This is a genomic window from Streptococcus cuniculi, assembly GCF_001921845.1.
In the GTDB taxonomy this organism is placed as follows: domain Bacteria; phylum Bacillota; class Bacilli; order Lactobacillales; family Streptococcaceae; genus Streptococcus; species Streptococcus cuniculi.
The window spans coordinates 1-13,447 of sequence record NZ_MSJM01000007.1 but is presented as its reverse complement, the minus strand read 5'-3'; the positions used below and the strand labels follow the sequence as shown (position 1 = coordinate 13,447).

At 42.5% G+C, this 13,447-nt stretch carries 11 protein-coding genes, 10 tRNA genes and 1 rRNA gene; 3 read left to right on the top strand and 19 right to left on the bottom strand.

From position 1 onward, the window contains the following. Positions 1-67: 67 nt before the first annotated feature. Genes tyrS through BU202_RS07950 form a run of 3 tightly spaced genes read left to right on the top strand, consistent with a single transcriptional unit; the run spans position 68 to position 2,637 of the window. A complete protein-coding gene (gene tyrS / locus BU202_RS07960) occupies positions 68-1,324 on the top strand; it encodes a tyrosine--tRNA ligase (protein WP_075105256.1) in 1,257 nt (418 codons plus the stop codon). Positions 1,325-1,382: 58 nt separating this feature from the next. Further along, on the top strand, positions 1,383-1,745 hold the full coding sequence (locus BU202_RS07955; RefSeq protein WP_075105255.1) for an HIT family protein: 363 nt from the start codon (positions 1,383-1,385) through the stop codon (positions 1,743-1,745). Between the two features lie 22 nt (positions 1,746-1,767). Next, entirely contained in the window at positions 1,768-2,637 is an 870-nt protein-coding gene (locus BU202_RS07950) for a methyltransferase domain-containing protein (RefSeq protein WP_075105254.1), read from the top strand. Positions 2,638-2,807: 170 nt separating this feature from the next. Here BU202_RS07950 and BU202_RS07945 read toward each other — a convergent pair whose 3' ends face one another. The 19 genes from BU202_RS07945 to rrf form a co-directional block, all read right to left on the bottom strand. After that, the gene (locus BU202_RS07945) at positions 2,808-3,014 is read right to left on the bottom strand and encodes a heavy-metal-associated domain-containing protein (protein WP_075105253.1); all 207 of its coding nucleotides are present in this window, start codon (positions 3,012-3,014) and stop codon (positions 2,808-2,810) included. Then, positions 3,001-3,456 carry a CopY/TcrY family copper transport repressor gene (locus BU202_RS07940; protein WP_075105252.1) on the bottom strand — a complete coding sequence of 152 codons (456 nt, stop codon included), beginning with the start codon at positions 3,454-3,456 and terminating at the stop codon, positions 3,001-3,003. Before BU202_RS07940 ends, BU202_RS07945 begins: the two co-directional genes overlap by 14 nt. A 115-nt stretch (positions 3,457-3,571) precedes the next feature. Continuing rightward, positions 3,572-5,080, bottom strand: a complete 1,509-nt coding sequence (locus tag BU202_RS07935; protein WP_075105251.1) for a zinc ABC transporter substrate-binding protein AdcA — start codon at positions 5,078-5,080, stop codon at positions 3,572-3,574. Between the two features lie 8 nt (positions 5,081-5,088). Then, positions 5,089-5,910 (bottom strand): metal ABC transporter permease, encoded by an 822-nt coding sequence (locus BU202_RS07930; protein WP_075105250.1) that lies wholly within the window; start codon positions 5,908-5,910, stop codon positions 5,089-5,091. Further along, on the bottom strand, positions 5,903-6,607 hold the full coding sequence (locus BU202_RS07925; protein WP_075105249.1) for a metal ABC transporter ATP-binding protein: 705 nt from the start codon (positions 6,605-6,607) through the stop codon (positions 5,903-5,905). Before BU202_RS07925 ends, BU202_RS07930 begins: the two co-directional genes overlap by 8 nt. Next, entirely contained in the window at positions 6,604-7,053 is a 450-nt protein-coding gene (locus tag BU202_RS07920; RefSeq protein ID WP_075105248.1) for a zinc-dependent MarR family transcriptional regulator, read from the bottom strand. Before BU202_RS07920 ends, BU202_RS07925 begins: the two co-directional genes overlap by 4 nt. 181 nt (positions 7,054-7,234) lie before the next feature. Continuing rightward, a complete protein-coding gene (locus BU202_RS07915; protein ID WP_075105247.1) occupies positions 7,235-10,786 on the bottom strand; it encodes a Cna B-type domain-containing protein in 3,552 nt (1,183 codons plus the stop codon). Positions 10,787-11,591: 805 nt separating this feature from the next. Beyond that, complete coding sequence (locus tag BU202_RS07910; protein ID WP_083605787.1) at positions 11,592-12,185, bottom strand: recombinase family protein; 594 nt, start codon at positions 12,183-12,185, stop codon at positions 11,592-11,594. 250 nt (positions 12,186-12,435) lie between these two features. After that, positions 12,436-12,519: transfer RNA gene (locus BU202_RS07905), tRNA-Leu, on the bottom strand. Between the two features lie 13 nt (positions 12,520-12,532). Continuing rightward, positions 12,533-12,604 (bottom strand) — tRNA-Gln (locus BU202_RS07900). Positions 12,605-12,615: 11 nt separating this feature from the next. Beyond that, positions 12,616-12,688: transfer RNA gene (locus BU202_RS07895), tRNA-His, on the bottom strand. An 11-nt stretch (positions 12,689-12,699) separates the two neighbouring features. Next, positions 12,700-12,770, bottom strand: a tRNA-Trp gene (locus BU202_RS07890). 7 nt (positions 12,771-12,777) lie between these two features. Beyond that, a tRNA-Tyr gene (locus tag BU202_RS07885) sits at positions 12,778-12,858 on the bottom strand. Positions 12,859-12,873: 15 nt separating this feature from the next. Continuing rightward, positions 12,874-12,946, bottom strand: a tRNA-Phe gene (locus tag BU202_RS07880). 15 nt (positions 12,947-12,961) lie between these two features. Next, positions 12,962-13,035 (bottom strand) — tRNA-Met (locus BU202_RS07875). Positions 13,036-13,048: 13 nt separating this feature from the next. Continuing rightward, positions 13,049-13,138 (bottom strand) — tRNA-Ser (locus BU202_RS07870). 6 nt (positions 13,139-13,144) lie between these two features. Next, positions 13,145-13,216: transfer RNA gene (locus BU202_RS07865), tRNA-Glu, on the bottom strand. 25 nt (positions 13,217-13,241) lie between these two features. Beyond that, positions 13,242-13,315 (bottom strand) — tRNA-Asn (locus BU202_RS07860). Positions 13,316-13,320: 5 nt separating this feature from the next. After that, positions 13,321-13,436: ribosomal RNA gene (gene rrf, locus BU202_RS07855) — 5S ribosomal RNA — on the bottom strand. Positions 13,437-13,447: the final 11 nt, after the last annotated feature.

The window sequence follows — 13,447 nt, the reverse complement described above, 5'->3', positions numbered from 1 at the left end:
CTACGCGATTTATCTTAAAATATGGTACAATGGAAGCTAATGAAAAAACTTAAAAAGGAGAAGAGACATGCACATTTTTGATGAGCTAAAAGAGCGTGGTTTGGTCTTTCAAACTACAGATGAAGATGCTTTGCGAAAAGCCTTAGAAGAAGGTCAAGTCTCTTATTATTCAGGCTACGATCCGACCGCTGATAGCCTGCACTTAGGACATTTGGTGCCAATCCTAGTCTGCCGTCACTTGCAACTAGCTGGACACAAGCCTTATCCACTCGTGGGAGGCGCAACTGGCTTGATTGGCGATCCGTCATTTAAAGACGCAGAACGTAGCCTACAAACCAAAGACACGGTTGATGGCTGGGTGAAAAGTATTCAGGCCCAATTGGAACGTTTCCTTGATTTTGAAACTGGCGATAACAAGGCCGTTATGACCAACAACTATGATTGGTTCGGCAGCATCAGCTTTATTGATTTCTTGCGCGATGTCGGAAAATACTTCACTGTCAACTACATGATGAGCAAGGAGTCTGTCAAAAAACGGATTGAAACAGGGATTTCCTACACGGAATTTGCCTACCAAATCATGCAAGGATTTGACTTCTACGAGCTCAATCGCTTGCACAACGTGACCCTTCAAATAGGAGGAAGTGACCAATGGGGCAATATGACTGCCGGAACAGAATTGCTCCGTCGCAAGGCAGATAAGACTGGACATGTCATCACCGTCCCTCTCATCACAGATGCAACTGGTAAAAAATTCGGAAAATCAGAAGGCAACGCTGTTTGGCTCAACGCTGACAAGACTTCTCCCTACGAAATGTACCAATTCTGGATGAATGTCATGGACGCAGATGCTGTTCGTTTCTTGAAGATTTTCACCTTCTTACCACTTGATGAAATCGACGAAATCCGCCAACAATTCGAGGCAGCACCACATGAGCGCCTAGCGCAGAAAATCCTTGCCCGTGAAGTCGTGACCTTGGTGCATGGTGAAGCAGCCTACAAAGAAGCGCTGAACATCACCGAGCAACTCTTTGCAGGCAATATCAAAAATCTTTCTGTCAAAGAACTCAAACAAGGACTTCGTGGCGTACCAAATTACACGGTGACAGCAGAAGATAACCTCAATATCGTGGAACTTCTTGTCACAGCAGGCGTGGTGAACTCAAAACGCCAAGCCCGCGAAGATGTCCAAAACGGCGCTATCTACATCAATGGTGACCGCGTACAAGACCTTGATTACATGCTAACAGACGCAGATAAACTGGAAAACGAATTGACCGTTATCCGCCGCGGGAAGAAAAAATACTTCGTCATGACATACTAAAAAGCTGGGACTTGCTCCCAGTTTTTCATATCTAAACATTCAGAAAGGATGATACGCTATGCACTGTATCTTTTGTCACGATATTTTAGAAGAACAGATTATCTATCAGACCGAGCATTTCAAGGTTGTTTGGGATATTGATCCGATTCAGACAGGACATCTACTAATCATCAGTAAGAGGCATTTTACTAGCCTTGCTGAATTACCGCTCCCTGACCTTCACGAACTAGCCGAGCTGGAGCAAAAAATCATACGAATGATGGAAGAAACTCTTCCGATTGACGGTGTGACCCTTGTTCGTAACGACAAGGACTTGATGGATACGGGCACGCATTTTCATTCACATCTCATTCCACGGACCAAAGACGATGGTTTTTGGTCTGGCATTGACCTCATCTCGCCTACTCTCTTCGCACTTTAGAACAATCCATGAGGTCTCTCTAATGTCTTCAAAGTTTTTACGTTTTGCACAAGCTACCAGCCATTTTATCTGCCCACTTTGTCAGGGGCAGTTGAATTTTAAGGAGCAGAGCTTGATGTGCCCCAAAGGGCACTGCTTTGACATCAGCAAATTTGGCTATGTCAATCTCGCTCCCCACATCAGGCAATCAAAAACCTACGATAAGGAAAATTTCCAGCAACGGCAACAGGTCCTAGAAGCAGGCTACTACCAGCATATTCTACAGACCTTGAGCGATTTACTAAAGGACTCACCAGAGCACAGTCACATTCTTGATGTCGGTTGTGGCGAGGGCTATTACACGCGACACCTAAAAGAAACATTTCCTGAAAAAGAGTTCTACGCCTTTGATTTGTCCAAACATTCGGTCCAACTCGCTGCTAAAAGCGAGCAAGGTCAAGCCATCAACTGGTTTGTCGCAGATTTAGCGCAACTGCCAATAAAGGATAGGAGCATGGACATTTTGCTCGATATTTTCTCGCCTGCCCACTATCAAGAGTTCAGACGCGTCCTCACTCCGAAAGGCAGGGTGTTTAAGGCCATTCCGACCTCACATCACCTCAAAGAAATCCGTGAGAAGGTGCAAAAAGCCGATTACAGCAATCACGATATTGTGGCTCATTTTAAGGAACAATTTGAGATAGAAGATTGTATCTCTGCAACGAAGACCTATCACTTGACCGAATCAAGCAAGGCTGCACTCCTTGCCATGACACCGCTCCTCTTTCATGTGGAGAAAGAATCCATCGACTGGTCAGACTTGACAGAGATTACCATATCAGCTGATATTTTAGTTGGAAAAGCAAAGACGAGAGGCTGGGACAAAAGTCCCTTACCTCGTTACGTTTCATAGTTTTAACAGTTTGGCGCAGTAGTTGTCTGGTTTGTAAAACGTTGATAAATCAACATTCTACAAACCTAGTCAACCTTGCGGGGGTGGGACTACAAAATCGATTTCTTCGAAATCACGATTTTTGTCCCACTCCCTCGTTCCATTTTATCGTTTGACAGCGCCTAACTGTTCTACCCAAGCCCTACGACTTCATACACCGTATCAGCCAGGCTGGCTTGGTAATCAGCCAAGGAATGATGAATACTTGTCTCAACGCTTGCTACTTGGTGCTCCAAATCAATCGTCACTTCCTCTACACCCGGCATAGCCTTGAAATGCTCCGTGACGTGTTTGACACAATGTTGACAGGATAGATTTTTTAGTTTAACTTCTTGCATGCTGTTTGCTCCCTTCATGATGGTGACAGGTACATTGACCTGCCAAGCAATGACATTCTAGACTTTCTGGTGCCGTCGGTAGCTGATGCTCTATTTGCTCGCGCAAGTCCTCTAAATCAGCACGCGAAAAACTGCCCATATCAAGCAACTGACCAACCAAGGCTCCATTCTTGGTCGAACACATGGCATCTAGCAAGATTTGCAGTTGTAGCTGCACGTGTTCCTTTTCCTCCACCAGAGGATAATAGTGATACTGACGACCTTCCTTTTTCATTTCCAGATAGGCTTTTTGGCGCAAGCGTCCCAAAAGTGTCTTAATCGTTGTGGCCTGCCAATCAAACCCTTCCTGTAAGGCCGCAATAATCTGGCTAGAGGTAGAAGCTGGATGCGCCCAAATCACCCGCATCACTTGCCACTCCGCAGCCGACATCATCTGTTCCATAGCGACACCTCCTTCATCTAAAGTTTACACTTGTAGTCAAATTTTGTCAACTATTCCTACTCAAAGAAGACTAGAAAAGACTGAACCTTATCGTCCAGTCTTTTTCTCTACTCTTTTAATGTGCCAACATTTCTTGACCAATTTCAAGCCCTGTCATTCCATCAGGATAATAGGTTGGCCAATTATCAAGCTCTTCGAGCAATTTCTCTTGGCTATCTCCACCAAAGAAGATATGGAAATGACCTGTTTTGGTTGGGGCAATGTTATGGTCACTAAATTGCACATACTTGAAACGTCCTGCATCGGCATCTGTTGCTTCAAACAAGAAGCGCACCCCACGATTGCCTTTCTTGTAGGTCAAAATTTGATAACCGACATACTTGTAACTATGCTTTTCAGCTTGTCCCTTGACCACAAATTCCATGGTATCATCGGTAATACGAATCTGCTCCACATCGGTCTTGTAGCCCTTATCATAGTATGTTTTGTATTCTTCTGCCGTCATTTGACCGCTCAACTTCGCCTTGTAATCAAAGACTTGATTTAAGGTGCCATCTAGCAAGTAGGGATAAACAGATTGCCATTCTCCCGCGTAATCAGACAAGGTACGGTCTTTGACAGCACTATCTTCAAAATAGCCAGCATAGATAGTCTTTTCTGTTTCTGCTCCCTCTTCTGGTAAAATCTCAGCTCCAGCCTGGTTCGTTGTCTTTTCCAAGGCTTTCAGATTTTCTTCCATAACAGAAATGTAATCCGCTCCATTTTCCACATCTTCATCTGTCAGACTTTCCAATGGATTTAAAACTGCCAATTCCACACCTGTTTCTTTTGACAGGGTTTCTGCTACTGCCTTTGAAGCATTTTCTTCAAAGTAAATATATTTGATTCCATATTGTTTGATATACTTGGTTAATTCAGCCAAGCGAGATGGGGTCGGCTCTTGATCAGCTGACACACCTGTAATCGATACCTGCTCCAAGCCATAGTCCAAGGCCAAATAAGCAAAGGCAGTATGCTGGGTCACAAAGTATTTCTGCTTAGCAGCCGATAAGCTCTCTTGGTAGCTTGCGTGTAGCGTTTCCAACTTTGCAATGTAGGCCGCCGCATTCTTTTCGAACACTTCTTTTTTCTCTGGATACTTGGCAACCAAGCTGTCTCGGATAGTTGTTACCAAGCGGATGGCCCGCTCTGGAGAGAGCCAGACATGAGGGTCATAATCGTGGTGATGGCCTTCTTCATCATGTTCATGCTCCTCTTCTTCCTCACCACCAGGCAAGAGAAGCATGCCTTCTGTCGCCTTAATGACCTTGACCTTCTGGTCGTCAATCGACTCCAAAACATCTGGCACCCAAGTTTCCATATTTTCATTTTCATAGACAAAGACATCAGCTTCTTGGATTTCTGCGATATTTTTCGCCGAAGGCTCAAAATCATGGGGCTCTGTCCCTGCTTTTACGAGAAGCGAGACATCAGCTTCTTCCCCTACCACTTGCTTGGTAAATTCATAGACTGGATAAAAGGTCGTTACCACCTGAATATCCTTATTTTTTGATGTGCTTTCTGAACCACAAGCCACCAAGAACAAGGCTAATAAGCCCGCAAGACATGCTAAAACTTTTTTCATTTTTTCTCCTATTTTTTAAATTTATTGACCACATTCACCAGCAAAAAGATACTGATAAAAATCAAGGTAATACTTGCACTAGCCGGTGTTTCCGCATAATACGACATGAATAGACCAGAAAGCATGCCGACAAATCCAATCACCATCCCAATAACAATCACCATTTTAAAGCTCTTCCCTAAGCGAAGTGCAATAGAGGCTGGCAAGACCATAATCGTAGACACCAGCAAGGCTCCTGCTGCCGGAATCATCAGCGCAATCGCTACCCCTGTCACCACATTAAAAGCAATGGACATGGCACGAACTGGCAGGCCGTCTACAAAAGCCGTATCCTCATCAAAGGTCAAAATATACATGGGACGTAAAAAGAGCAAGGTCAAAATCAGCACTACCGCTGCAATCGCAAACAGAGCAATCACCTGCTCCTGGCTAATCGTCACAATGGAGCCAAATAAATACTGCTCTAAACTCAGGCTACTCTTACCACCTGAACGGCTCATGACAATCAAGGACACCGCTAAACCCGTGGACATGAGAATCGCCGTCCCAATCTCCATAAAGCTCTTATATAAGGTCCGCAAGTATTCCAAAAAGATGGCCGCTACAATGACCACCAGCATGGTGGAAATCGTCGGTGAAATGCCTAAAACAATTCCAAAAGCCACCCCTGCTAGCGACACGTGACTGAGCGTATCGCTCATCAAACTCTGACGCCGTAAAATGAGAAAAATTCCCAAGATTGGAGAAAACAAACTCATGGCCATAATCGCCAAGAAGGCCCGCTGCATAAATTCATAATGGAAGATTGAAAAATCAAGCACACTAACCATGCGTCACCTCCTCATCCTTGTCATGAACATTGAAACAACGCCAAGGAGACGCTTGATCTCGAACCAGATAAATGTTTCGGTCTGCATAGTCACGCAATTCATCTGCATCATGCGTAATCATTAAAATGGACTTGCCATGCTTTTTCGCACTGTGGTGCATCAATTCATAAAAGGCTGCTTTAGTCCCACTATCCATTCCCGTTGTCGGCTCATCCAAGATAAAAATATCTGGATCTGAAGCAAACATCCGAGCAATCACCGCCCGTTGCTTCTGACCACCGCTCAAGGAACCAAGTCGCTTATCCTTATGCTCCCACATCCCAACAGATTCTAGGCTCGTCCGAATGTGTTCCTCATCATGACTGGTCAACCTGCGAAACCAACCCTGCCGCGGATAGCGCCCAGATTTTACAAATTCATAGACTGTACTTGGAAAACCAGCATTGAAACTCGCAATCTGTTGAGGTAGATAAGCCATTCTCAACTTTTTCCCACTGATACTCGTCTCTGCAATCGTCACCTTTCCCCGTTTGGGCTTTAAAATACCCAACGTCGCCTTAATCAAGGTCGTCTTTGCCGCTCCATTTTCACCTGTCAAGGTTACAAACTCTCCACTGTCCAGATAATAATGAATATGCTCCAAGACCGGTTCCTGATCATAGACAAATGATAAATCTTCTACTGTAATATATCTCATACTTCCTTCCGAATCTTCTTTACTAAATCTGTCAAAAAATGACTGATAATCGCCTGCTCCTCTTCTGAATACTGTCCCACCAAGTCCTCATAAGAAGCAAGCGTATGGGCATGGTGATGAGCATGCTCCTCAGCAATCGGTTTTGCTAATTCTGTCAAGCTATACCGAACAATCCGCGCATCACGACTATCACGAACCGCCACCAGTAAATCCTGCGCTATCAAGGCCTTAATCGCTTTTGTAATCGCCGCCTGACTCACATTTAGCTGCCTTGCAATCTCCTTATTCGTAAAAGCATTGTTTTCAATCAACATCAAAATATGTTCTTGAGTGTTGGTCAAGCGCATCTCACTCTGACAGTTCCCCACCAAAATCTCTAACTGATTCTCTGAACTCAGTATAATCTCATGTAAACTCCGATCAATCTGATGAGCTAATTGTTCCATCACCTATACCAATCCTTAATCATTTAATTAACTAGTTAATTTTATCATAAAAATAAAAAAAATCAAGTATTTTTCACTTTATTTTCCTTAAATTTGCATTCGGACCGTTTGGACTAAAAAAGGAGACAAGGCTTAGAAACCTTGTCTATTTTATTATTAATCTATATTAAAAATCTGGACTTTACTTACCATTTTTTCTACGTCTAGTCCCTAATAGAAGGAGTAAACTTACTGACCCTAGTAACAAGCCTACATATACTAAGAGATTTGCTCTATCTCCCGTTTTGGGAAGATTGTTTTTGGGAGCTGGTGGTGTGTCCTTCGTATTTGTGATGACAAATCCTCTCTTCGCATCCCCTGTTATTACACTAGAGTAACCGGATAGTTTTTCCTCTTCAATTGTATAGGAAATTTCTTTACCATTATGATATTGCTCAAGGTTTGTGAAGGTATACTGCCAGTTATTCCGTTTCGATAATGTTTGACTAGCCACCTTTTTTCCATCTGCATATAGGTTCACAATAATGCCATCTGTTGGATCACCAACCCATTTCTTAGTTACTGGTATCGACACCTTTCCTGCAATCGTATTGGTAATCGTAAAGCCGTCTTTTGCGGTCCCTGAGATTCCTGTTGTATAGCCGTCTACCTTCACTTCTTCTATGGTGTAGACAATCTCATGACCATCTTGTTCATCGTATTTTGGTAAGTCATTGAAGGTATGCTTCCAGTCTGTTGCGGCAGTTAAGGTTGCACTTGCTTTTTCAACTCCATCTGCCAGAAGTTTAACTTCTACTTGGTCAGTTGGTGTTCCAACCCACTGTTTCACGACTGGGACAGAAACCTTTTCGATATTGGTATTCTTCACTCTAAATCCGGAAGCCATATCGCCAGTGACTTCAGACTTGTAATTTTCAATAGGCTCTTCCTTGATGGTGTATTGAATCTCTTTTCCATCTTGTTCATCATATTTTGGTAAGTCATTGAAGGTATGCTTCCAGTCTGTTGCGGCAGTTAAGGTTGCGCTTGCTTTTTCAACTCCATCTGCCAGAAGTTTAACTTCTACTTGGTCAGTTGGTGTTCCAACCCACTGTTTCACGACTGGGACAGAGACCTTTTCGATATTGATATTCTTCACTCTAAATCCGGAAGTCATATCGCCAGTGACTTCAGACTTGTAATTTTCAATAGGCTCTTCCTTGATGGTGTATTGAATCTCCTTTCCATCTTTATACTTCTCAAAATCTGTAAAGGTGTGTTGCCAATGATTGTCTTGGTTGAGAACAACAGAACTGACCTCCTCGCCATCTGCATAAAGATGAATCTTAGCAGAAGCTCCCTCTTTTCCTACCCATGTTTTTGTGACAGGAATAGACACCTTTCCTGTAATCGTATTGGTAATCGTAAAGCCGTCTTTTGCGGTCCCTGAGATTCCTGTTGTATAGCCGTCTACCTTCACTTCTTCTATGGTGTAGACAATCTCATGACCATCTTGTTCATCGTATTTTGGTAAGTCATTGAAGGTATGCTTCCAGTCTGTTGCGGCAGTTAAGGTTGCACTTGCTTTTTCAACTCCATCTGCCAGAAGTTTAACTTCTACTTGGTCAGTTGGTGTTCCAACCCACTGTTTCACGACTGGGACAGAGACCTTTTCGATATTGGTATTCTTCACTCTAAATCCGGAAGCCATATCGCCAGTGACTTCCGACTTGTAATTCTCAATAGGCTCTTCCTTGATGGTGTATTGAATCTCTTTTCCATCTTTATACTTCTCAAAATCTGTAAAGGTGTGTTGCCAATGATTGTTTTGGTTGAGAACAACAGAACTGACCTCCTCGCCATCTGCATAAAGATGAAGCTTAGCAGAAGCTCCCTCTTTTCCTACCCATGTTTTTGTGACAGGAATAGAGACCTTTCCTGTAATCGTATTGGTAATCGTAAAGCCGTTTTCAACATTTCCACTAATCACACTAGTATAGCCATCAATCTTGACTTCTTCGATAGTATAGTCTATTTCATGACCATCCGTTGCATCATACTTCAGAAGTTCAGTAAAGTTCCCTTGCCACCGATTTTCCTCAGTTAAGGTCAGCGTTTGTCCAGTATCTTTCTTGTCAGCGAGAAGTTTGACTGTAACAGAACCTGCTTTCTCTCCAACCCATGCCTTAGTCACAGGAATCGAAATCTTCTCTACATTGGTATTGGTAATGATATACCCGCCCGCTTGTGATCCGGTCACTTTGTCTTCATAGCCTGCAGGAACATCTTCTTTCACAGTATATTTGATTTCTGTACCATCTGCTTTAAATTTACGCAAATGATCAAAGGTAGCTTTCCAGCCATTCGCGGCATTCAGAGAAGTTGTTTTCCCTGTATCCTCATCATCTGCATAAAGACGTACCGTAACCGAATCCTGTAGCGGTCCAATCCATTTCTTTTCTACAGATACAGAAGTTCGAATTGGCTCATTTTTAATGGTTTGAATAACTGCCACCCCATCAGAAACCGTTACGGTTGTCTCTTCAGAGTTTAACTCAAAGCCGTTTGGAGCTGACAATTCTTTGATCTTATAATCACCCGCAATCAGTTTTTCTGTAACAGCTTCTCCTTCAGCATTGGTCGTGATTTCATACTCTTGTCCATCAGACACTCTAGTAATTTTAAACTTAGCATTCGCAAGTTTTGTTTCTGCGTTGTCTGCATCCACCTTAATAATCTTAATCTTATTGGCTAAATCCCCTGCGCCATTTCCACCGGACTCCGCAGACTGATAAGATGCAACAAAACTCGCTTCTCTTTCAGTGGATATTAAACTTATTTTATTGTTTAGTTTTGTACCCGGAGTATACGTAGAAGTATAACCAATAATGTATTGTTCTCCATTTATATTACCGAGCTGAATAGTAAAGGTTTGATTATCATCAGACATCTTCAATTTACCAGATAAATCTACCGTCTCCAGTTCCCTTTGGACTTTCCCCTTCGAATCCATAACCACTTTTTTAAGTACAATGGATTCAGGAATAAATTTTTCTTTCGTACCTACAAGAGTATCTGAGATAATAGCATTAGAAACCGTCGCTTTCATATGGTTAATGCGACCTTCCCAATTAGCCTGATAATGATTACTAGTATTTTTCCAGCCCCACTTTGTCACGAATTCATCCTGCAAATCTGTGGTTCCTGTAACCTCAACACCTACCGTTTGGCTTGTAACACCTCCATTTACGGCTACTGTAAATATATTTCTTTTTCCTTGTGTGATTTTGTCTTCATTAAAGGAGGCTGCAAGCATCATGCTTCCTTTGACATTGTATTTATTTTCGACCCAGTTTGTAAACGTAACTTTTACCGTTCCACCACCATTTGCATGAGGGGTCACATGTGCAGTAGCCATTATACTTGTTCCATCGGGAGCATAAAGGTTAAAATCTACCGCGGAAGAATCAGATGGAAACTTCATCTGATCTGGTAATGTAGCCGTGAAGTAGTCTCCTTGTTTCAAATCCGCTCCATTTCCACTGGCGTCCCAATCCATGCTTAAGTAGAAATTATCCGAATGGAATATACTGTCGGTTTCCTCTTTATTTAAATTTAATATTTTTAGATTGGTTATGGTGGTGGTTACTTGTTTTTCTGTTCCCTCTGCAAAAACAGTATTACTTAGTCCTTGAAACAGGGTACTAAGCACCATTAGTAATGATAGCAATAGCCCCGCCCATCTTTTTTTCATGATTGTTATTTCCTTTCAAAGTGTGTTTAGTAAAGATAGGAGTGTCACAAACATTCAACCGTATTCACCCCTATACTGGTACAATCGACTTTCACTATTTCTAATATCTTTTATTTTCAAAATCAAACATCATTTTGGTTATTTTCATCTCCGTAGCCTATATCTTTCATTATTTTCTCTACTGATTTTTTATCCAAAGTAGGATCATCGTACATTTTCATTCTTTCAAAAGCATCCCACATTTTTTCAACAGCAGAAGAGGCTTCCTTTTCTATCTTTTCTTATTCATTTCATGTTTCATCACATGGCTTCTTTTTTCGTAGGTAGGAATGTCTCCAGTACCGTCGACTACAAATGCGACTACAAAATACTGTTCGTTTATCGAGAACACCTGCTGTCGTCACCACACGGCACCCACATTTTTTGCAGGTAAAGGTACGACTTTCATAAAAATCAATTCGTTTTTCCACGACTACCTTCCCTCTCTTTCACGGATATTTCCTTTTTGAAAAATCTAGATTTGAATTCCTCCTTTCACCTACTGCTATCTTTCTTGAGTCCTCATGCTTATCATGACACCATCTCAAAATCTACGCATTTTGAGACCTTTTTTGTTCTACTTTTTTTGTAATGTAAGAACTAGTAAACGATTTTCAAAATCAGAAATAATTGACTAAATTAAGGAATTTACACTGTATACTACCACATAAAATCCTTCCTCAAATTATACCATATGAGTTTCAAAAATCGTAGCTTTTGAGACCTTTTTAATTGTAAATTTTTTGTATGTTTTTCACTATGTTACCTATTTTCCTTTATTTTTTAACCAGCGATAGAGCGTTGCCCTTGAGATATGGAGTTGATGAGCCACTTCTTGGGCTGTCATCTCTCGACGTCTCCAGCGTTCTATGATTTCAGGAAACTCTTTCGGACAGGTCTTATTAGGTCTACCAAACTTCACCCCTTTCTTTTTTGCCTCCACAATCCCTTCCAGCTGTCTTTGCTTAATATTTTCCCTTTCCACTTGAGCCACATAGGATAGAACCTGTAAACAGATATCCGAAATAAACTTTCCTGTAATTGTATCAATCTTCAGATTAGTATTGAGTAAGGGAAAGTCTAGAACCGCAATATCAACTCCTTTCTCCTTGACGAGATAATTCCATTGCTTGATGATTTCATCGTAATTGCGCCCTAGGCGGTCAATCGATTTAATGACCAACTCATCTCCTGGCATGAGCAGCTCCACCAGCCTCCTATAGGCTACACGATTGAAATTCTTCCCCGAAGACCTATCAATGTATAAGTACCTCTCCTCTATTCCTTCTGACAGCATGGCAGACAATTGCCGTTCAATGTTTTGTTCCCGAGTAGAAACTCGGATATAGCCGTATTTCATCATAATTCCTCCTATTTTTCTAATACTATCTTAAAATAAAAACAGGATAACTAGAACAAAATATTCTCGTTTTGTTAATATTGTTCCCTCTATTTATAAACATACTGTTACGGAAGAAAAACAAATGACTACAACTGTTTATTGAAGTCTACGGACACACACTATATAATTTGGGAGAAATTTTGGGAGAGAAAATGAAAAGAACAGCGAAAAAGCCCTATACAATAGGACTTTCTACTATATTATGCTATACCGGCGGCCGGGGTCGAACCGGCACGTCCTTGCGGACACTGGATTTTGAGTCCAGCGCGTCTGCCAATTCCGCCACGCCGGCTAATATAGAGTAACTGGGGTAGCTGGATTCGAACCAACGCATGAGGGAGTCAAAGTCCCTTGCCTTACCGCTTGGCTATACCCCAATAATAAAATAGGCGAGTGATGGGAATCGAACCCACGAATGTCAGAGCCACAATCTGATGTGTTAACCACTTCACCACACCCGCCATCATATAAACACGGGCAGTAGGAATTGAACCCACACTGAAGGTTTTGGAGACCTTAGTTCTACCTTTAAACTATGCCCGTAAAGGTATGGAAGGGGAGGGATTCGAACCCCCGAACCCGAAGGAGCGGATTTACAGTCCGCCGCGTTTAGCCTCTTCGCTACCCTTCCAAGTTATTAAAATAATGGCGCGAGACGGAATCGAACCGCCGACACATGGAGCTTCAATCCATTGCTCTACCAACTGAGCTACCGAGCCATATCCACAATCAAATTGCGGGAGCAGGATTTGAACCTACGACCTTCGGGTTATGAGCCCGACGAGCTACCTAGCTGCTCCATCCCGCGTTATTATTAGTAAAGGAGGATGTGGGATTCGAACCCACGCACGCTTTTACACGCCTGACGGTTTTCAAGACCGTTCCCTTCAGCCGGACTTGGGTAATCCTCCAACTTATAGTCCGTACGGGATTCGAACCCGTGTTACCGCCGTGAAAAGGCGGTGTCTTAACCCCTTGACCAACGGACCATAATAAATTAAAGATTTCTCTTTACTCCGCCAGTAGGACTCGAACCTACGACATCATGATTAACAGTCATGCGCTACTACCAACTGAGCTATGGCGGATTCTAGCTAAGCGACTACCATATCTCACAGGGGGCAACCCCCAACTACTTCCGGCGTTCTAGGGCTTAACTGCTGTGTTCGGCATGGGTACAGGTGTATCTCCTAGGCTATCGTCACTTAACTATGTTGAGT